This window comes from Bradyrhizobium yuanmingense (genome assembly GCF_025200905.1).
Lineage (GTDB): Bacteria > Pseudomonadota > Alphaproteobacteria > Rhizobiales > Xanthobacteraceae > Bradyrhizobium > Bradyrhizobium yuanmingense.
In genome coordinates, this window is record NZ_CP104173.1 from 2808237 (window position 1) to 2831214 (window position 22978).

The following is a 22978-nucleotide window of genomic DNA, read 5'->3' on the forward strand; positions in this document are numbered from 1 at the left end:
GCATGGCTGACACGGCAAAGCCGAGCTTACGCGATCTGGATCCCCAGCAGATGAGAAAGCTCGTCGCGCTGGCCAGGGATCGCGGCCGGAGTGCCGACAGGAGTGGCGCCAGTGCCATTCCGGTGGTGGCGCGGAGCGGATCGTTGGAAATGTCCTTTGCGCAGCAGCGGCTCTGGCTGCTGGCGCAGCTCGATGGTACGAATTCCAGCTATCACATTCGCGGAGCATTGCGGCTTACGGGCGAGCTCGATCTCGAAGCCTTGCGTCGCAGCATCGACCGTGTGTTCGCGCGCCACGAAGCCCTGCGCAGCGTCTTTCGCGTAGTGGACGAACAGCCGCGCGTGGTGCTGCTGCCCACGGATGCGCGTGTGCCGCTGCTCGAACATGATCTGAGTAGCCGGGACGTTCGCGAGCAGGAGCTGGCGCGCCTCTGCCGCGAGGAGGCCGCGACGCCGTTCGATCTCGCCGCTGGACCGTTGGTCCGCGGTCGCCTGATCCGGATGGCGGAGGGAGAGCATCTCTTCTTGCTCACCCAGCATCACATCGTCTCCGATGGCTGGTCGATCGGCGTGCTCATGCGCGAGCTCGGCGCTCTCTACCGGGCATTCGCCGCCGGCAAGGACGATCCTCTGCCGTCATTGGCAATCCAGTATCCGGACTATGCCGTCTGGCAGCGGCAATGGCTGTCGGGCGAACGCTTGCAGCGGCAGGTCGACTATTGGCGAGAAGCACTCGCGGACGCTCCTGCCGTGCTTGAATTGCCGACGGATCGGCCGCGTCCGCCAATCAGGTCGCTCGCCGGGGCGTCCCTGCCGATCGAGATCGATGTGGAGCTGGCCTCCGGCATCAGGCGACTGAGTCAGTCGCATGGCGCCAGTGCTTTCATGACGGTGCTGGCGGCCTGGGCAGTGGTGTTGTCGAGACTCTCCTCGCAGACCGATATCGTCATCGGGACTCCGACGGCCAACCGAAATAGGCCGGAGATCGAGGGCCTGATCGGATTCTTCGTCAACATGCTGGCTGTCCGCGTTGATCTCTCGGCGGAGCCCAGCGTGGCCGAACTGCTCCGCCGCGTGCGCGCGGCGGCGCTCGCGGCGCAGGATCATCAGGACCTACCGTTCGAGCAGGTCGTCGAGATCGTCCAATCGCTGCGACGGCCGGAGCAGACACCGGTCTTCCAGGCCGTGTTCGCCTGGCAAAACAACGAGAGGGGGCCTCTCGAGTTGCCCGGCCTCAAAGCCGAGGTCGCTGATATTCCGCTGCAACAGGTCAAGTTCGATCTCGAGCTCAATCTCGGCGAGATGGACGGGCGCATTGTCGGCTCCCTGAATTATGCGACGTCGCTATTCGACGAAGCGACGATCACGCGCCATCGGGGCTATCTGTTGACCGTGCTGCGGGCGATGATCTCCGATGCGGACCATGAGGTCGACCGGATCGATATCATTGGTGCCGATGAGCGCAGGCGCGTTCTCGACACTTGGAACGAGACGGCCACGCCGTTTCCCTCCGAAAGCTGCATTCAAGATCTGTTTGCGGAGCAGGTGAGAAGGGCGCCGGACGCCATTGCGCTGGCATACGAGGACGTTCGTCTGAGCTATAGCGAGCTCGATGCGCGGGCGAACAGGCTTGCGCGGCACTTGATCACGTTGGGAGTGGTGCCGGATCAGCCCGTTGCGATCTGCCTGCCGCGGGGCATCGCAATGGTGGTGAGCCTGCTGGCCGTGCTGAAGGCGGGCGGCGCCTATCTGCCGCTCGATCCCGCTTATCCTGCGGAGCGGCTACGTCAGATTGTCGACGATGCCAGGCCGCGCCTGCTGATCGCAGACGCCACAGGACGCGCGATCATTCCAGATGGGACCTGCGAGATGGTCGACCCCGACGTAGACGCAGGGCTGGCGACGTCGGATCCGAGTGTTCTCCTCGAAGGCCTGACTGCGCGAAGCCTCGCCTACATCATCTACACGTCCGGCTCGACCGGTCGGCCGAAGGGGGTGATGGTCGAGCACCGTGGCCTGGTGAATTTGGCGTTGGCGCAGCGGGCATTGTTCAACATCAATTCGAGCAGTCGCGTCGTGCAGTTTGCCTCGCTCAGTTTCGATGCCAGCATCTGGGAAATCGTCATGGCCCTGTGCTCGGGCGCCGCGCTGTTTCTGGCCGGCACGCGCGAGCATCAGGACACCGCGGCATTGTTCGGCTATCTCGCGGACAATGCGATCACGCATGCGACCTTGCCGCCGGCGATGCTGCACGGGCGGACCGATCTCGAACGGCTCGCCTCGTTGCGGGTTCTCGTTCTTGCCGGTGAATTGCCCAGGGCCGAGCTGGTCAAGGGATTGCCTCCTGATATGGCCGTCTTCAACGGTTATGGGCCGACGGAAGCAACGGTCTGCGCCACGAGCTGGTTGCGGCATCGGGGCTTTGATGGCGACGCGGCTCCGATCGGTCGACCGCTGCCGAATGCGCGGATCTATCTCCTGGACCGGTTCGGTGCGCCCGTTCCGCTCGGTGCGGTCGGTGAAATCCATATCGGAGGGGTCGGCATCGCGCGCGGTTATCTCAATCGCGCCGATCTGACGGCGGAACGCTTCGTGCGCGATCCCTTCTGCGGCGATGCGGATGCACGCATGTACCGCACCGGCGATCTCGGCCGCTATCTCCCGGACGGCAATATTGCGTTTCTCGGCCGCAACGACCACCAGGTCAAGATCCGTGGCTTTCGTATCGAGCTCGCTGAAATCGAGTTTCGGCTCAACGAGCACGCCGACGTTGCCGATTCAATCGTGCTGGTGCAGCGCAATCATGGCGGCGACATGCGGCTGGTCGCCTATGTGGCCGCTAGGGGGGGCGTAAGGCGCGATGGCGGAGAGCTTGCCAGCGCGTTGCGCGATCACCTGCGTGCGTGTCTGCCGGACTACATGGTGCCGTCAGCGTTCGTAAGTCTCGATGCACTCCCGCTCACGCCGAATGGCAAGGTGGACCGCAAGGCGCTGCCGGCGCCGGAGAACGATGCATATGCGCGGCGCCGTTTCGAACCGCCGCGAGGCGAGGTCGAGCAGATTGTCGCAAATATCTGGGCCGAGCTCTTGGGCGTCGATCGGATCGGACGCAGTGACCACTTCTTCGAGCTCGGCGGCCACTCGCTGCTCGCAGTGCGCATGCTGGAGCGATTGCAGCGGCATGCGCTGAGGGCGGATGCGCGCATGCTGTTCGCGAAGCCGGTGCTGGCGGAATTTGCCGCCAGCCTCGATGGCGGCGTAGAGGCCGACGTTCCGGTCAATCAGATCACCCGGCAGACGACGGCGATCACACCGGAATTGTTGCCGCTGATCACGTTGACGCAATCCGACATCGACAGCATCGTGGCCGACGTTCCTGGCGGCGTCGCCAACATCCAGGATGTCTACGGCCTCTCGCCACTTCAGGATGGCATTCTCTTCCACCACCTGCTGTCGAAGGAAGGCGATCCCTATCTGCTGGTCGGCCGAATGGCATTTGCCAGCCGCAACCTGCTCGATCGCTATCTCGACGCGGTCCGGCAGGTGGTCGCCCGTCACGACATTCTGCGAACGTCTATCGTGTGGAGCGGACTGTCCACGCCGGCACAGGTGGTTTGGCGGCAGGCGTCCTTGGTCGTCGACGAGGTCGTGCTGGATGGCGAAGGCCCTGGGGATGAGCAGCTCGCGCGACGATTCGATCCGCGTTTGCATCGGATCGATCTCGGACGGCCGCCGCTTTTGCGATTTGCGGTCGCGGCCGATCCGGGTGGAGAGCGCTGGCTGCTTTTGGTCCTGCTGCATCATTTGATTGGCGACCACTCCACGCTCGAAGTGATGCACGACGAGGTCGGGAAGATCCTGTCCGGGCGGAGCCACGAATTGCCGCCGCCTTATCCGTTCCGGAATCTGGTGGCACAGGCGCGCGGATCGGCGGCGACCAAGGAGCATGAGCGCTTCTTCCGCGGCATGCTCGCCGACATCGACGAGCCCTCCACGCCGTTCGGCCTGGATCGGGTGCACGGCGATGGTGCCGGTATTGCCGAAACCCGGCTGATGCTGCCCGAGAGCTTGAACGCAAGGCTTCGTGTGCAGGCGCGGCGGTTGGGCGTCAGCCTGGCCAGCCTTTGCCATCTCGCCTGGGGGCAGGTGGTGGGGCGAACCAGTGGGCGCGAGCAGGTGGTGTTCGGGACCGTCCTGTTCGGCCGCATGCACGCCGGCGCGGGCGGCGATCGCACCATGGGCTTGTTCATCAACACCTTGCCGTTGCGGCTGGATCTTGGTGACGCTGCGGTCGAGGACAGCGTTCGTGATGCGCATCGCCGGCTGACCGAACTGATGGCACACGAGCACGCCTCCCTGGCGCTCGCGCAGCGATGCAGCGGCGTCACGGCACCTGCGCCTCTGTTCAGCGCGGTCCTGAACTATCGGCACAATGCAATGCCGGCGGATCTGGCTGCCAACAGGGAGAGCACCGGCATCGAATGGCTCGGGGGCGAGGAACGCACCAATTATCCCCTGATGCTGGCGGTCGAGGATTATGGCCAGGCGCTTGGCCTGACCGCCCAGATCGTCCATCCGTTCTCGGCCGATCGCATTTGCGCCATGATGCAGCAGGCACTCGATCAACTGGCCGATGCGCTGGATCGCGCGCCGCGTGCGCCGGTCCGGCAGCTCGACATTTTGCCCCCCGACGAGCGGCAGCTGTTGCTGGAGACGTGGAACCGGACGCAGGCGCATGATCGGCGACAGTCGTTGATCGAGCAATTTGAGGCACAGGTCCGGAAGTCACCTGAGGCGATCGCGCTGGTGTTCGGCGAGGCGGAGCTGAGCTATGCTGCGCTGAATGCACGCGCCAACCGGCTGGCGCGGCGCTTGCGCGATCGCGGCGTCGGGACCGAGATCGTGATCGCGCTGGCGCTCGAGCGCAGCGTCGAGATGCTGGTCGCGCTGTTGGCGGTGCTGAAGGCCGGCGGGGCCTATTTGCCGCTCGATCCGGATTACCCGCCGGAGCGGCTGGCGCACATGCTGGGCGACAGCGGCGCGGCGCTGGTGCTGACGCAGACGGAGTTGCGCGATCCGTTCGCCGCCGTGCTGGCGGAGACCGGCGCCGAGGCCTGGATGCTCGACGCTGCGGACGGCGAGGGCGGCGATGCCGCCAATCTCGATGTCACCGTTCACGCCGAGAGCCTCGCCTATGTGATCTACACCTCGGGCTCGACCGGCCTGCCCAAGGGCGTGATGGTCCGTCATGACGCGGTGACGAACTTCCTGGCGACCATGGCGGAGCAGCCCGGCATGACGGCCGCCGACCGGGTGCTTGGCCTGACCTCGCTGTCCTTTGACATCGCAGTGCTTGAGCTCTGGCTGCCGCTGACGATCGGCGCCTGCGTCGTGCTGGCAGATCGCGCGGCCGCGCATGATCCTGCCAAGCTCAAGGCGATCGTGGAGCGGCATGGCGTGTCCCTGATCCAGGCAACGCCGTCGACCTGGCGGATGCTGCTCGATCATGACGGCCCTGCGCTGCCGGCGAGCTGCCGGGTGCTGTGCGGCGGCGAGGCGCTGCCGCCGGATCTGGCGCGGCGGCTGGTGGCCCAGGCCGGCGAGGCCTGGAACCTGTACGGCCCGACCGAGACCACGGTGTGGTCGGCGCGCCATCGGCTCGATGCGATGGACGATCGTCCGCTGCTGGGCCGCCCGATCGGCAACACCACGCTTTACGTTCTCGACGGTGACCTCAACCTCGCGCCGGTCGGCGTCGCCGGCGAGCTCTATATCGGCGGGAGCGGGCTCGCCCGCGGCTATTGGCAGCGCGGCGGCCTGACGGCGGAGCGCTTCATCCCTGATCCGTTCGGTCCGCCGGGGGCGCGGCTGTACCGCACCGGCGACGTCGCGCGGTGGCGATCCGACGGCGTGCTCGATTATGTCGGCCGTGCCGATTACCAGGTGAAGATCCGCGGCTTCCGCATCGAGCTCGGCGAGATCGAGGCGCGGCTGCAGGCGCAGCCGGGCGTCCGCGCGGCCGTGGTCGTGGCGCGCGAGGCCGGCACCGGCCGCCAGCTGGTCGGCTATGTCAGTGGCGAAGCGCTGGATGGCGCGGCGCTCAAAACAGCGCTGTCCCCGGTGCTGCCCGACTACATGGTCCCGGCGCGGATCGTGGTGCTGGAGCGTCTGCCGCTGACGCCGAACGGCAAGATCGACCGCAAGGCCTTGCCGGCGCCGGATCAGCTCGCGGCGTCCGCCCAGCATGTGGCGCCGCGCACGCCGGCGGAGGCTGCATTGGCCGCGATCTGGGCCGATCTGCTGCGCCAGCCCAATATCGGTGTCACCGACAATTTCTTCGAGCTCGGCGGCGATTCCTTGATCGCGGTCCAGCTCGTCAGCCGCATCAAGCGCGATCTCGGCCACGACCTGCCGCTCAATCGTCTGTTTGAATTGACGACCGTTGAAACCATGGCTGCTGCGCTGGGCCTGGAGAGCGAGATCGACAAGCGAAGCGACGACATCGTAGCGATGCTCGACCTGTTGAAGGAAGTCGAACTGTCCCATGAGTGACACGGCAACCACGCAAAAGCAGCAGCTGCGCGACATTTCACGGCGCTTGATGCGTCTCGATTCCGGCAAGCAGCACGCGTTCGTGTCGCAGCTCGCGGCGAAGGGCGTCAACCTCGCCATGCTGCCGATCGTGCGCCAGGGGCGAAAGCGGGCGCCGCTGTCCTTTGCGCAAGCGCGCCTCTGGTTCCTGTGGCGGATGGATCCGTCCAGCGCGGCCTACAACATATCAGCGACGGTGCGCGCGCGCGGCCAGCTGCAACCACGCGCATTGCAACAGGCGTTCGATATGCTTGTCGCCCGCCACAGCGCGCTTCGCACCGTCTTTCGGCAGGAAGGGGAGCAGGCCGAACAAGTCATCCAGGTTCCGCAGCCGGCCGCATTGCGGCACCTGGCCCTCGATGGCGACGACCGCGAACGGCAGGCGCGCGAGCTTGCGCGGCAGGAGGCTTCGCTGCCGTTCGATCTCGAGGCCGGCCCGCTTATGCGCGCGACGCTGCTGACGCTGGACGAGGGCGATCACTTCCTCGTCGTCAGCCTGCACCATATCGTGGCCGACGGCTGGTCGATGGGCGTGCTGGTTGACGAGTTCTGGAAACTGTACGCGGCATTCGCTTGCGGTGAAGAACCGGCGCTGCCGGAGCCGGAGATTGACTATGCCGACTACGCCGAATGGCAGCGGCTCTGGATGAGTGCGGTCGATGGCGAACGGCAGGTCGGCTACTGGACCAGGCGTCTCGCCGATCCGGCGGTGCTCCAGCTGCCGATCGACCGGCCGCGCCCGGCGGTCCCGGATCTGGCGGGATCGGCACATCGCATCCCGCTCGACCCGGCGCTAGCCGATGGCTTGCGCGGGCTCGCGCGGCGGCATCGCACGACCCTGTTCGCCGTCCTGCTGGCGAGCTTCAAGCTGCTGCTCTATCGCTACACCGGGCAGTCCGACATCAACATCGGCGTGCCCGTCGCCAACAGGCATCGCGGCGAAGCGCGCGGCGTGATCGGTCTGTTCGTCAATACCCAGGTGCTTCGCACGCAGATCGACGGCCGCGCGGCGATCGCGGACTTCATTGCGGCGGTTCATGCGGCCACTGTCGAGGCACAGGAAAACCAGGACCTGCCGTTCGAACGTCTGCTCGAAATCCTTCGGCCCACGCGCAGCCTGAGTCAGAATCCACTGTTCCAGGTCCTCTACAATCACCAGCGCCGTCGGGCGTCGGCTAGTCCATCGGATCGGACCGGTCTCCAGATCGAGACGATCGATACGGAGGTCGATGCCGTCAAGTTCGACCTCGCGCTCGATACCGAGGAGGGGCTATCAGGCGAAATCCGCGCCGTCTTTACCTATGCGGCGGCGCTGTTCGAGGCGGCGACGATCGAGCGTCTTGCCGCGCATTGGACCACGACCCTGAAGGCCATGGTCGCCGACGACGCGCAAGGGATCGCCGATGTGGCGTTGCTGTCCGAACAGGAACTGGGGCAGTTGCGGCAATGGAATCGCGCCGACGAAACGGCAAGCTCATCGTTCACACCGGTGCATCGGACGGTTGCACGGCTGGCCGCCGAAACGCCCGACGCGCCGGCGCTGGTCTTCGGTGACGATGAAATCAGCTATGCCGAGCTCAACCGCCGCGCCAATCGGCTCGCGCACCACCTGATCCGCCTCGGTGTCGGGCGCGACGACCTTGTCGGTGTCTCGGCACGGCGTTCGCCAGGCCTCATTACAGCGCTGCTCGCCATCTTGAAGACGGGTGCAGCCTATCTGCCGCTCGATCCCGAGCATCCGGCCAGACGACAGGTCGGCACCCTGCGCGATGCCGGCGCGCGTGTCGTGCTGGTCGACGCAGATAGTTTGGCGTTAACGCCGCCGCCAGCTGGCGTTGTGGTCGTTCCGCTCGGTGCGATCGATCTCGCCAAGGAGAGCGAAAGCGATCCCGAGATCGCGGTGGTGCCAACCAGCCTTGCCTATGTGATTTACACCTCCGGCTCCACCGGCATTCCCAAGGGCGTCGCCGTCGAACACGGTCCGTTCGCCATGCACTGCGAGGTGACGGCCGGGCTCTACGACATGGATCGGCACTCGCGCGAGCTGCACTTCCTGTCCTTCACCTTCGATGGCGCCCATGAGCGGCTCTGGACCGCACTGACCTGTGGCGCCGCGCTTGTGATGCGGGATGCCGACCTGTGGTCGGCCGAACAGACCATCGAGGTTCTGCGCCGGCAGCGAGTCACCAATGCCGGGTTCCCGCCCGCCTACCTGCAACAGCTCGCCGATTTCGCGATGTGGCGTGGCGATCCGCCCCCAGTCGAGCTGTACTCGTTCGGCGGCGAGGCGATGCCCAAGGCGGGCTTCGACAAGGTCAAGCGCGCGCTCAAGCCGCGGGCATTGATCAACGGCTACGGGCCGACCGAAACCGTGGTCACGCCGCTGGTCTGGAAGGTCGATGCGAGCGAGGAGATCGACGGCAACTATGCCCCGATCGGTCGCCCCGTGGGCCGCCGCTCGGCCTACATCCTGGACCATGATCTCAACATCGTCCCGGTCGGCGTGACCGGAGAACTGTTCATCGGCGGCGAGGGGCTGGCGCGCGGTTATTGGCAGCGCGGCGGGCTGACGGCGGAGCGCTTCATCCCTGATCCCTTCGGTTCGCCGGGCGCGCGGCTGTATCGCACCGGCGATCTGGCGCGGTGGCGCGCCGATGGCGTCATCGAATATGTGGGCCGGACCGATCATCAGGTGAAGATCCGCGGCTTCCGGATCGAGCTCGGCGAGATCGAGGCATGGCTGATGCGGCAGGCCGGCGTGCGGTCGGCCGTGGTCGTTGCCCGTGAAGCCGGCGTCAGCCGTCAGCTGGTCGGCTATGTCGCCGGCGATGGGCCGTTCGACGAAGCGGCGATGCGTGCGGCGCTCTCGGATGAGCTGCCCGACTACATGGTGCCGGCCCGCATCGTGCGATTGGACCGGCTGCCGCTCACCGCGCACGGCAAGGTTGATCGCGACGCCCTGCCGGCGCCTGAGATGCCGGCCGCAACCACCGCGCATGTCGCGCCGCGCTCCGCAGCCGAGACGGTGCTCGCTGCGATCTGGGCCGAGCTGCTCGGCCAGCCCGCCATCGGCGCCACCGACAATTTCTTCGAGCTCGGCGGCGATTCCATCATCTCGCTGCAGCTGGTCGGTCGCGCGCGCCAGGCGGGCCTGCTGATCGAGCCGCGTGACGTCTTCCGGCATCAGACCTTGCAGGATCTGGCGCGCGTGGCGCGGAGTGAAGACAAAGCGGAGATCGTCGCCGCTGAGATCGATCTCGACGGCCGCGAGCACCTGCTGCTGCCGATCCAGTTGCGGTTCCTCAGTGAGGATGCAGGGGACCGTCATCACTGGAATCAGGCCGTCCTGCTGATGCCGAAGTCGCGGCTCGACTGGAAGCTCGTCGAGCTCACGCTTGCCGCTCTTGTCGCGCATCATGCGGCCCTGCGCCTCCGCTTCGAGGAGATTGATGGCGGTTGGCGCGCGACCTACGGCGCTACACCGCCAACGTCCGAGCTGCTGTGGATTCTTGGTGACCTCCAGGATGCCGCCGCAGTCACGAAGGTCGCCTCACAAGCTCAGGCCAGCCTGTCGCTGGCCGGGCCGTTGTTGCGTGTGGTCGGCATGGATCTCGCGGACGGCAGCCAGCGGCTTCTGGTGGTGGTGCATCATCTCGTCATCGACGGCGTGTCATGGCGTGTGCTGCTCGAAGACTTTGCGACGGCGTACGATCAGCTCCGCCAGGGCGCGGCTTCAGTCGCACTGGCGAGGAGCGACTCTTATGCATCCTGGGGCGCGCGATTGCAGGCCTATGCTGCAACCGACGAGCTGGCAGCCGAGCTCGACTATTGGCTGGAGCGGGGATCGCATGCGGCGTTTCCCTGCGATGACGATCATGGCGGGGTCGACCGGGTTGCAGACGGCGAGGAGGTCCTGCTGGCGTTCGACGCCGGATTGACCACGCGGCTGCTGAAGGAAGCCCCGTCCGCCTACCGCACCCAGGTCAATGATCTCCTGCTGGCGGCACTTGCGCGAGCCGTGTCGCGCTGGGGCGGGATCGAGGACGAGGTCGTCGAGCTCGAAGGCCATGGCCGCGAGGACGTCTTTGCGGGCGCCGATGTGTCCCGCACCATCGGCTGGTTCACCACTGCTTTTCCGGTGCGGCTGTCGGGTAGCTCCGAGGAAGATGCCTCTCTGATCAAATCCATCAAGGAGGAGCTTCGGGCCGTTCCCAACCGCGGGCTGGGGTACGGCATCCTGCGCCATCTCGGCACCGAGGCGCAGCGGAGCGCCCTGGCGACACGCCCTGAGCCGCGCATCGTCTTCAACTATCTCGGCCAGTTCGATTCCAGCATGGGAGAGAGTGCCCCGTTCCGCCTCGCGCCCGAGAGCTCGGGGCCGATGCGCAGCGAAAGCGCGCCACTCGGCCGCTGGGTCAGCATCAACGGTCAGGTCGGCGAAGGACAGTTGCGCCTGTCGTTCAGCTATGGCCGCAGGCGTTACCGGCGCGCAACGATCGAACGTCTCGCCGAGCATTACGCGGCTTCCTTGCGCGAACTCGTCGCGCATTGCACGGGCGGCGCCCGCGGCATCACGCCGTCGGACTTCGCCTTGTCGAACCTCAAACAGGCTGATCTCGACGCGCTGGTCGCGACGATCGACTGCCGCGAGATCGAGGACATCTATCCGCTGTCGCCCATGCAGCAGGGCATGCTGTTCCATGCCCTTCGTGATGGCGAGAGCGGCAATTACGTCAACCAGATCGGCCTGGAGGTCCGTGGTCTCGAGGCCGGCAGGCTGCGCGCAGCCTGGCACGAGATCAGCTCGCGCCACGCCGTGTTGCGAACCGGATTTGCGTGGCGCGAGCTGTCGGGGGCCGCGCAGCAGGTGGTCTATCGCTCTGCGCCTTTGCCATTCGAGGAAGAAGACTGGCGCTCGCGGGCGGCCGCCATGGAAGAGGAGGAGCTGCGGGTTGCGCTCGCGGGTATTGCGCAAGCCGAACGTACCAGGGCATTCGATCTGTCTCAGGCGCCATTGCAGCGGGTCCGGCTGATCCGGCTCGACGAGGCACGCCACTGGCTGATCTGGACCCACCACCATATCCTGCTCGACGGCTGGAGCGCCGCGCGTCTCATGGCTGAGATCCTGCAGCACGAACGCGGTGCGCGACTATCGGCCGTGAAGGGCCGCTACCGCGACTACATCGCGTGGCTGCAAAGGCAGGACCGCGACGCGTCCGCGTCGTTCTGGCGATCGGCCTTGGCCGAATTGGACGAGCCCAGCTTCCTAGCGGACACGCTGGGAGGACCTGCGGCCAACGGTGCTTCCGGCCATGGCTCGTCGGACCTGCTGCTCACGGCCGACCTGACGGCAAGCCTGCAAGCCTTTGCGCGGAGCGAGCGCGTCACGCTGAACACGCTGGTGCAAGGCGCTTGGGCGCAGCTGTTGCGCCGCCACACCGGTCAGCGCGCGGTCTGTTTCGGTGCGACGGTCTCGGGCCGGCCGGCGGAGATCAGCGGGGCCGAGGAGATGGTCGGCCTGTTCATCAACACGCTGCCCGTCGTCGATCAGGCAAGCCCGCAAACCGAGATTGGAGCGTGGCTGCGCGATCTCCAGGCGCGCAACACGGATCTGCGCGATCACGGCTGGATGCCGCTGTACGAAATCCAGCGTCTTGCCGGCCGTTCCGGACGCGCGTTGTTCGACAACATCCTCGTGTTCGAGAACTATCCGATCGATCAGGCGCTGCGGGGCGAGAGCGAAAGCGGACGCCGGTTCGGCCGGGTCGAGCAGGTCTCGATCACCAACTATGCGCTGACGGTGGCGGTCTTCGTCAAGCCCGACGGCATCAATCTGGGCTTTCGCTACGATCGCAGCCGCCTCGACCACGATCATATCAGATATCTGCAGGCCTCGCTGTCTCAACTGCTGGCCTGGATCGTGGCGGACGCCTCGCGGCCGCTGGGCGCGCTGGACAGCCTCGATGCCGATGAGGAGCGGAGATTGCTCGGCTGGGGCGGCAGCGCCGAGCGGGCACCGAAGTTTGGCGACACTATCGTCGCGCAGATCGAAGCCCGGGCCGCGGCTTCGCCATCGTCGATCGCGTTGATCTTCGGTGAACGGCAGATCAGCTATGGCGAGCTGAACGCGCGTGCCAATCGCCTGGCATGGCGGTTGCGGGAGCACGGGATCAGTCGCGACCGGTTGGTCGGCTTGGCGCTCGAGCGCAGCATCGAGCTGATCGTCGGCGTCCTGGCCGTGCTGAAGGCCGGAGGCGCCTATCTGCCGCTCGATCCCGACTACCCGTCCGATCGCCTGCTCCACATGCTGCGTGATAGCGGAACGGCGCTGGTGCTGACCCAGGAGCGGCTGCTTCCGCATCTGGCGTCTGTGATCACGGATGCGGACGTCGAGGCCTGGACAATCGACGGCGAGGCTGAAGCTCGGATCGAAGCCCATGCCGGCAATCCCGGTGCGGCGCTTCATCCGGACAGCCTGGCTTATGTGATGTACACATCAGGCTCGACCGGCGTGCCCAAGGGCGTGGCCTGTTCGCATCGCGCGCTGGCGGCGCGGCTTGACTGGATGGAGGCGGAGTATCGTCTCGATCCTGCCGAGACCTTGCTGCACAAGACCCCGTTCAGCTTCGACGTCTCGGTTTGGGAGATATTTTGGCCGCTCGCAACCGGCGCGCGGCTCGTGATCGCGGCTCCAGGCGCGCATCGCGAGCCGCGACTCCTGGTGGACGCCGTCATCGCCCACGACGTGACGACGCTCCACTTCGTGCCGCAGATGCTCGAGCATTTCGTGACCGAGCCCGGCGCGCCGCGCTGCACCTCGCTGAGGCGCCTGTTTGCTGGCGGCGAGGCGCTGTCACTCGATCTCATGACGCGTGTGCGTGCGGCGTTCCCCCATGTGCGGTTCGACAATCGCTACGGTCCGACCGAGGCTCTCATCAACGCCACGTATTGGACCTGTCGCGACGAGGATGGGACGCGCGTGCCGATCGGCCAGCCCATTCCCGGCGTGACGATCCGCATCCTCGACGCCGATCTGAACATGGTTCCGGCAGGCGTGACCGGCGAGTTGTTCATCGGCGGGGCCGGTTTGGCGCGGGGCTATTGGCGGCGCGAGAAGCTGACGGCGGAGCGCTTCATTCCCGATCCCTTCGGGGAGCAAGGCGAGCGGCTCTATCGGTCGGGAGACCTGGCGCGCTGGCGCGCTGATGGCGCGATCGACTATGTCGGACGCGCGGATCACCAGGTCAAGATCCGCGGCTTCCGCATCGAGCTCGGCGAGATCGAGGCGCGGCTGCTCGAGCAGCCCGGCGTTCGCTCCGCCGTGGTGGTGGCGCGAGAGGTCGGCGCCGGCCGGCAGCTCGTTGGCTACGTCAGCGGCACGGCGGAGTTGGAAGAGGCTGCGCTGCGGACAGCGCTGTCGGCCGTCCTGCCGGATTACATGGTGCCGCCGAGAATTGCCGTGCTGGAGCGGCTGCCCTTGATGCCGAGCGGCAAGGTTGATCGCCAGGCGCTGCCGGCGCCCGACATGGCCCATGGCCATGCGGATCATCAGGCGCCACGCACGCCTGCGGAGATCGCCTTTGCGGCGATCTGGGCCGAGCTGCTCGGCCGGCCGGCCGTCGGCCTCACCGACAATTTCTTCGAGCTCGGGGGCGATTCCATCATCTCGCTCCAGATGGTGAGCCGCGCCCGGCGCGCCGGATACCTGATCGAGCCCCGCGACGTATTCCAGCATCAGACGCTCGAAGCTCTGGCGCGCGCGGCGCGGACCGAGCAGCGCACGGGGACGCTCGCCGATCAGGGGCAGGTCATCGCCCCGCATCCGCTCTTGCCGATTCAGTCCCGCTTCTTTGCTGAGGACATGGAGAATCGGGATCATTGGAACCAGGCTGTGCTCTTGCATCCGCGAGAGCGCCTCGACTGGAACGTGATGCGGCGCGCGCTCGCCGCCGTGGTCGATCATCATGATGCGCTACGCCTGCGCTTCGAGCAGAAGCAAGGAAGCTGGTATGCCGAGCACGGCGCTGCTGTTGGCGCGGAGGAACTGCTCTGGGTCCGGCAGGCGGCCGGCCGCGATGCCGTGACGGCGCTGGCATCGTCGGCGCAAGCAAGCCTGTCCATCTCCGAGGGCAGGCTTTTGCGAGCGATCGGCATCGATGTCGCCGACGGCAGCCAGCGTTTCCTGATCGTGATCCACCATCTCGTGGTCGACGGGATGTCATGGCGCATTCTGCTGGAGGACATCGCCGCAGCTTACGCGCGGCTTGGAAACGGCGACGCCACGGTTGTGCTTCCGCCCAAGAGCCACGCCTACGCACTGTGGGGACAGCGCTTACGGACCTACGCAACGTCCCCTGAACTGGCGGCGGAATTGCCTTACTGGGCCAGCCGCGGCGCGCATGCGGACATTCCCTGCGACGACGATCATGCCGACCTCGATCGCATGGCGGATGCCGATGAAATCCTGCTGTCGTTCGAAGAGCAATGGACGCGGCGCCTGCTGACGGATGCGCCATCGGCTTATCGTACGCAGATCAATGATCTCCTTCTTGCCGGCCTTGCACGCGCCGTCTGGCAGTGGAGTGGGCAGGACGACGTTCTCGTCGAGCTGGAGGGGCATGGCCGCGAGCCTCTCGCTGGCGATCTCGACCTCTCGCGCACGGTCGGCTGGTTTACGACGGCTTTTCCCGTGCGGTTGGCCGGTGGCTCGGAAGATCCTTCGTCATTGATCAAGACCGTGAAGGAGGAGCTTCGCGTCATTCCCGGCCGCGGGCTGGGCTACGGCGTATTGCGCTATCTTGGCTCCGAAGAACAACGTTTGGCGCTATCGCATGCCGGCGAGCCGAAGATTGCGTTCAATTATCTCGGCCAGATCGACGGAGGCGACGAGGCGGCGCTGTTCAAGATGGCAGCGGAAAGCGCCGGCCGATCGCGGGATGCATCGAGCCCGCTGCGACGCTGGCTGACCGTGAACGGCACGGTGCGCGATGGTCGGTTGTTTCTATCGTTCGGGTTCGGCCGCAAGCGCTATCGGCGCGAGACGGTCGAGCGGCTGGCCGCGTTGTACGAGGCTGCGTTGCGCGAGCTGGTCGATCACTGCACCGGCGGCGCTTGCGGTCTGACACCATCGGACGTGGCGTTGTCGGGGCTGGGTCAGACCGAGCTCGACAGGCTTGCGCTTGATTGGCGCGAGATCGAGGACATCTATCCATTGTCGCCGATGCAGCAAGGCATGTTGTTCCATGCGATGCATGACGGCGAGAGCGGGCTCTACGTCAACCAGGTCGCGGCGGAGATCCGTGGGCTGGAAGCCGGAAAGCTGCGCCGCGCCTGGCAGGCAGCCAGCGATCGTCACGCGGTGCTGCGGACGGGATTCATTTGGCGCGACTTGCCCGGCGCACCGCAACAGGTCGTCTATCGGCGGGCCGAAGTGCCCTTTATCGAGGATGACTGGCGAGCACGGAGTGCGACGTGGGACCAGGCGCAACTGGATGCGGCGCTGGCCGACGTTTCGCGGCAGGAGCAGGCCGCCGGGTTCGACCTGTCGCGACCACCGTTGCAGCGGGTCCGGCTGATCCGGCTCGGCGCCGACAGGCATTGGCTGATCTGGACGCATCACCACATCCTGCTCGACGGATGGAGCTCGGCGCGTCTGATCGCCGAGGTGATGCAGCATAATGGCGAGGGACGTCTGCCGGCGCTGCATCACCGTTATCGCGACTACATCGCGTGGCTGAAGGCTCGCGACAGCGACGCCTCGGCGGCGTTCTGGCGCAATGCGACGGCAGAACTTGACGAGCCGGGTTTCCTGGCAGACAGCCTGGCTGACCGGTCGGGCGCGCAATCGTCAGGCCACGGCACCCTCGCGCTGGAGCTGGATGCGGCTCTGACCGGACGCTTGCAGGAATTCGCGGCGCGCGAGCGGATCACGATGAACACGCTGGTGCAGGCGGCATGGGCGCAGTTGCTGCGACAGCATACCGGGCAGGGCACGGTCTGCTTCGGTGTCACCGTGTCGGGCAGACCGCCGGAGCTCGCCGGCGCCGAAGAGATGGTCGGCCTGTTCATCAATACGTTGCCGGTCATCGACGGTGTCAGCCCGCAGCAGGCCGTTGGATCATGGCTGCACGAGTTGCAGGATCGCAATCTGGCCCTGCGCGAATTCGGCGCGACGCCGCTCTATGAAATCCAGCGGCTGGCAGGGCGCCCCGGACGGCCGCTATTCGACAGCATCCTGGTGTTCGAGAATTACCCGGTCGACCGCGCGCTAATCGGACAGAACCGGCAGATCCAGGTCGGCGAAACCCGGATCGTCGAGACCAGCAATTATCCTTTGTTCGCCAGCATCGGCGTCGATGAGCGCCTGCGCCTCGTCTTCAACTATCAGCGCAAATATTTCGACGAGGCCCAGATCGCACGGCTGCAGCGAACCTTTGTGCGGCTGATCGAGGCGCTGAGCATGGATGCCGATCGACCGGTCGGGATGATCGCGGCCCGCGACCCCGCGGAAGACGTCCTGCTTGCACGGGCGAACGATACGCGCCGGGATGAACCGCGCGAAGGGATCATTGCGCAATTCGAGGCACAGGTCCGGAAGTCGCCGCAGGCGATCGCGCTGGTGTTCGGCGAGGTGGGGCTGAGTTACGCTGCGCTGAATGCACGCGCCAACCGGCTGGCGCGACGATTGCGGGATCGCGGCGTCGGGACCGAAATCGTGGTCGGGCTGGCGCTCGAGCGCAGCGTCGAGATGCTGGTCGCGCTGTTGGCGGTGCTGAAGGCCGGCGGGGCCTATCTGCCGCTCGATCCGGATTACCCGCCGGAGCGGCTGGCGCACATGCTGCGCGACAGCGGCGCGGCGCTGGTGCTGACGCAACAGGGATTGCACGATCAGTTCGCAGACATACTGGCGAAGACTGGCGCAGAAGCCTGGCTCGTTGATGGACAGGACGGCGAGGGCAGCGATGCCGCCAATCTCGATGTCGCCGTTCACGCCGAGAGCCTCGCCTATGTGATCTACACTTCGGGCTCGACCGGTCTGCCCAAGGGCGTGATGGTTCGCCACGACGCCGTGACAAACTTCCTCGCGACCATGGCGGAGCAGCCCGGCATGACGGCCGCCGACCGGGTGCTTGGCCTGACCTCGCTGTCCTTTGACATCGCAGTGCTTGAGCTCTGGCTGCCGCTGACGATTGGCGCCTGCGTCGTGCTGGCGGATCGCGCGGCCGCGCATGATCCTGCCAAGCTCAAGGCGATCGTGCAGCGGCATGGCGTGTCCCTGATCCAGGCAACGCCGTCGACCTGGCGGATGCTGCTCGATCATGACGGCCCTGCGCTGCCGGCGAGCTGCCGGGTGCTGTGCGGCGGCGAGGCGCTGCCGCCCGATCTGGCGCGGCGGCTGGTGGCCCAGGCCGGCGAGGTCTGGAACCTGTACGGCCCGACCGAGACCACGGTGTGGTCGGCGTGCCATCGGCTCGATGCGATGGATGATCGTCCGCTGCTGGGCCGCCCGATCGGCAACACCACGCTTTACGTTCTCGACGGTGACCTCAACCTCGCGCCGGTCGGCGTCGCCGGCGAGCTCTATATCGGCGGGAGCGGGCTCGCCCGCGGCTATTGGCAGCGCGGCGGCCTGACGGCGGAGCGCTTCATCCCTGATCCGTTCGGTCCGCCGGGGGCGCGGCTGTACCGCACCGGCGACGTCGCGCGGTGGCGATCCGACGGCGTGCTCGATTATGTCGGCCGTGCCGATTACCAGGTGAAGATCCGCGGCTTCCGCATCGAGCTCGGCGAGATCGAGGCGCGGCTGCAGGCGCAGCCGAGCGTCCGCGCGGCCGTGGTGGTGGCGCGCGAGGCCGGCACCGGCCGCCAGCTGGTCGGCTATGTCAGCGGCGAAGCGCTGGATGGGGCGGCGCTCAAAACGGCGCTGTCCCCGGTGCTGCCCGACTACATGGTCCCGGCGCGGATCGTGGTGCTGGAGCGCCTGCCGCTGACGCCGAACGGCAAGATCGACCGCAAGGCATTGCCGGCGCCGGATCAGCTCGCGGCGTCCGCCCAGCATGTGGCGCCGCGCACGCCGGCGGAGGTTACATTGGCCGCGATCTGGGCCGATCTGCTGCGCCAGCCCAACATCGGCGTCACCGATAATTTTTTCGAGCTCGGTGGTGATTCCATCATCTCGCTGCAGATGGTGAGCCGCGCGCGGCGCGAAGGCGTGCTCATCGAGCCGCGCGACGTGTTCCGGCATCAAACCATCGAGCTGCTGAGTGCGTCGTCCCGAGATGTCGAGCCCGATAAGGAAGACCCCGCATCGGAGCGTGGCTCGCTGGCGGGACTCTCCAGTGAGCAGCTCGAACGGCTCGGTCTGGACTGGAGCCGCGTCGAGGACGTCTATCCGCTGTCGCCGATGCAGCAGGGCATGCTGTTTCACAGCCTGCGCGATGCTGGCAGCGGCGTTTATGTCAATCAGGTCAGTGTCGAGATCCGGGGCCTCGACCCGGAACGGCTCGGCACAGCGTGGCGCGAGGTGAGCGCGCGTCATCAGATGCTGCGGACCGGCTTCCTCTGGCGTGAGCTCTCCGGCTCCCCGCTGCAAGCCGTCTATCGCGACGCCATCGTGCCGTTCGCACAGGTGGACTGGCGAGGGCAGGCGATCAGTGATGAAAGAATTGCGGCGGCTCTTGCCGATGAGCGCGCCGCCGAGTTCGATCTCCAGAGGCCGCCGCTCCAGCGGGTGCGGCTGTTGCGCCTCCAGGACCACCTGTATCGGCTGATCTGGACCTATCATCACATCCTGATGGACGGCTGGAGCTCGGCAAGGTTCGTCGGAGAAGTCCTGGAGTGCTATTACGGCGGCGCTGCTGCCGCGAACGCGACGCGCTACCGCGACTATATCGCCTGGCTGCAGGCGCAGGACGCCAAGGCTGCCGAAGCTTTCTGGCGTGAACAACTCAGGAGCTTTGATCAGCCAACGCAGCTCGCCGACGCCTTCGGCGCGCGCCGCCATCAGGCATCCGGCCACGAACGCTGTTACACGCGTCTCGGAGAGGCCGCGACCGCGGAGCTGAAGGCGTTCGCGCGCCGCGAACGGATCACGCTGAACACCGTCGTCCAGGGCGTGTGGGCGCTGCTGCTGCAGCGCTATACGGGCCAGAACACAGTCACATTCGGCGTAACCGTGGCCGGTCGTCCGGCCGGTCTCGACGGATCGCAGCAGATGCTCGGGCTCTTCATCAACACGCTGCCCGTGATCGATACAATTCCGCCCGAAAGCCCGATCGGAGAATGGCTCCGCGCGCTGCAGGACCGCAATTCGGCGATCCGGGACTACGAGCACACGCCGCTCTATGACATCCAGGGCTGGGCCGGCCGCGCCGGTCAGACCATGTTCGACAGCATCATCGTCTTCGAGAACTATCCGATCGAACGCAGCATGCACCGCGGCGCAGGCGCATTGCAGTTCAGCGGCCTCAAGAGTGTCGACGTGACGAACTATCCGATGGACCTCTCGGTGCTGGTCGAAGACACGCTCCAGGTCGAATACACCTATATGCCGAGTCATTTCACCGCAGCGCAGGCGGCGCAGATCAAGGCGCAGTTCGAGCTCTTGCTGGCGGAGCTGACTCGGGATGCCACGGCCTTGCTTGGTAGCATCCATCCCGTCACAGAGCTCGACGCCGTCCTTGCGGATCGTTGCAATCGGCACGCGACGTCGAGCGCTCCGCTGCCGCTGGTGCATGAGGCGATCAGCAGCCATGCGCGGCGTCTCCCGGAGCGGACGGCGTTGACAATCGGCAGCTCGGTGCTCTCGTTCGGAGACCTCGAGCGCAGGGCCAACCGCCTGGCGCATCACCTGATCGCCCGGGGGCTCAAGCCCGAGCAGCGCGTCGGCGTGGTGGTCGAGCGAACTGCTGCCACGATGATTGCGCTGCTGGCCGTGCTCAAGGCGGGTGGGGCCTACGTTCCACTCGATCCCGAGCTGCCCTCGGAGCGGCGCGCGTTCGTCATGCGCGATGCCGCAATCGCGTTCCTGTTGACGGGTCCGCTCGAAATCGAGGGCAGCCCGGACGGCATGGAGCGAATTTCCTTGTCTTCGTTCGAGTTCGACGCGGGACCGGACCATCCGCCGCAGCCCGAACTGCATCCGGAAAACCTTGCCTATTTGATCTACACCTCGGGCTCGACGGGGACGCCAAAGGGCGTCGCTGTCGCCCACGGACCGCTGGCGATGCACTGTCGCGTCACGGGCAGCCTCTACGAGATCGACGAAAGCTCCTGCGAGCTGCATTTCCTATCGCTGGCCTTCGACGGCGCTCATGAGCGCTGGCTCACAGTTCTGTCGCATGGCGCACGGCTGTTGATGCGTGACGCCGAATTGTGGACGCCGGAACAGACCGTCGAGAACCTGCACGCCCATCGCGTCAGCCATATCGGATTGCCGCCGGCCTACCTCCAGCAGGTCGCCGATTGCGTCGAGCAGAGCGGCAATCCACCGCCGGTCAAGCTCTACTCGTTCGGCGGCGAGGCGATGCCGAAGGCGGGCTTCGACAAGGTCAGGCGCGTTCTCAAGCCACGCATTCTGATCAATGGTTATGGTCCGACCGAAACCGTCGTCACGCCGCTGGTCTGGAAAGTCGATGGCGCGTCGGAATGCGACACGCCCTACGCGCCGATCGGCGTGCCGGTCGGAGATCGCCGTGCCTACATTCTCGATGCCGCGCTCGACATTATTCCCGCCGGCGTCGCCGGCGAGCTTTATCTCGGCGGCTTTGGGCTGGCACGGTGCTATCACGGCAAGGCCGGTATGACCGCAGAGCGCTTCGTGCCTGACCCATTCTCGTCGGCCCCGGGCGCGCGGCTGTACCGCACCGGCGATCTGGCGCGGTGGCGCGAGGACGGCACCGTCGAATATCTCGGCCGCAGCGATGACCAGGTCAAGGTCAACGGTTTCCGGATCGAGCTCGGAGAGATCCAGACCTCGCTGCTCCGTCACGAGTCAATCGCGCAGGCCGCGGTGGTGGCGGTGCCGGGTGCAGCCGGAAATCAGCTCATTGCCTATGTCGCACCGAAGGCGGCAGATGACGCCGCGCCTGATGCGGCCGAGACGCTGGTCGAGCGCTTGACCGGTTTCCTGAAGCTCGTCCTGCCGGCCTATATGGTGCCGGCTCGGATCGTGGTGCTGGAGCGGTTGCCGACATTGTCGAGCGGCAAGATCGACCGGCGTGCATTGCCGGCTCCCGATGCGTCGATGCGGAGCTTCGTCCCCCCGCGAACCCCGGCAGAGATTGCAATGGCGCGCCTGTGGTCCGAGATCCTGGAGGTGCCGCAGGTCGGCGTCACCGACAATTTCTTCGAGCTTGGCGGCAATTCAATCCTGTGCCTCAAGGTCGTGGCGCGGGTCCGTCAGGACAAGACGTTCGGGATCGAGATCAAGCTGCGCGATCTGCTTCAGAAGCCGACGATCCGCGCCTTGCTCGCCGGCAGCGCCACCGCGGCGTCCGCCGTCGCATCCGCGCCATCGGCGCTGCTGCCGCTGAATGCCGCGGTTCGCGGCGTGAACCCGGTCTTCGCTGTGCATGGCGGCTTCGGCACAGTGTTCGACTACGGGCCGCTGGCGCGCCGCCTCGAAGGGCACCGGCAGCTGATCGGGCTGCAATCGAGAATGCTGGTCGATCCCTCGTGGACCGACGCCTCCCTCGAAGCCATGGCCGTGGACTACGCGGCCGAGATCCGGCGGATGCAGCCGCGCGGTCCCTATAGCCTGGTCGGCTGGTCCTTGGGAGGACTGCTGGTCGGTCTCGTCGCGGCCGAGCTCGAACGCGGCGGTGAGCGCGTCGATCGTCTCGCGCTGGTCGACAGCTTCGTGCCGCGGCAGCCGGACGGATCGAACCGGCAGGAGCCGATGGCACACTGGGCCGACGATCTCGCAGGATTGCTGTCGGCGGTTCTTCCGAGCGCTGCGGCCTCTCGCATCAAGGCGCAGGTCGAGGCAGCGAAACGCGCTGATTTGCCGGAGACGCCGGAGCGCATCCGCGATCTGGTCGCCTTTGTTGTGGAGCAGAGCAGGAGCGTGAGAGCGAACGACGCCTCGCTCGGCGCCGATGATTTGTCCGCTGCATTCGCAGTCGGACGGCACCTCAACAGGCTGGCGCAGAACACAGCGCTGCCGCGGGGCCTGGAAGCCACGCCGCTCTGCTGGTGGACCTCGACCCGTCTGGCACAGCGTGATCGGCTGGAATCGCAGTTGCCGAAGGCGGTCGATCGCGGCCTCATTGGCGACAGCCATTTCACGATCCTGAGGGATGCCGGCCTGCTCGATGAGATCTGCGGTCTGCTCCTGGCGGCGGCGGCGTCGACCGCGCAGGATACGGTCCCGGAACCGGCGGAGTAAG

2 protein-coding genes are annotated in these 22978 nt (G+C 66.3%); both read left to right on the top strand.

Features of this window, described 5'->3' with window-relative positions; genetic code table 11:
- Nucleotides 1–2: 2 nt before the first annotated feature.
- Nucleotides 3–6551: a non-ribosomal peptide synthetase gene (locus tag N2605_RS13045; protein WP_260346868.1), complete on the top strand. Its 6549-nt coding sequence runs from the start codon at nucleotides 3–5 to the stop codon at nucleotides 6549–6551.
- Nucleotides 6544–22977, top strand: a complete 16434-nt coding sequence (locus N2605_RS13050; protein ID WP_260346869.1) for a non-ribosomal peptide synthase/polyketide synthase — start codon at nucleotides 6544–6546, stop codon at nucleotides 22975–22977. The genes N2605_RS13045 and N2605_RS13050 overlap by 8 nt, the downstream gene beginning before the upstream one ends.
- The last annotated feature ends 1 nt before the right edge of the window (nucleotide 22978 follow it).

What these genes read in the sequence shown, in the direction of transcription:
- N2605_RS13045 (WP_260346868.1), top strand. Translation starts at nt 3, where the DNA reads ATGGCTGACACGGCAAAGCCGAGCTTACGCGATCTGGATCCCCAGCAG.
- N2605_RS13050 (WP_260346869.1), top strand. Translation starts at nt 6,544, where the DNA reads ATGAGTGACACGGCAACCACGCAAAAGCAGCAGCTGCGCGACATTTCA.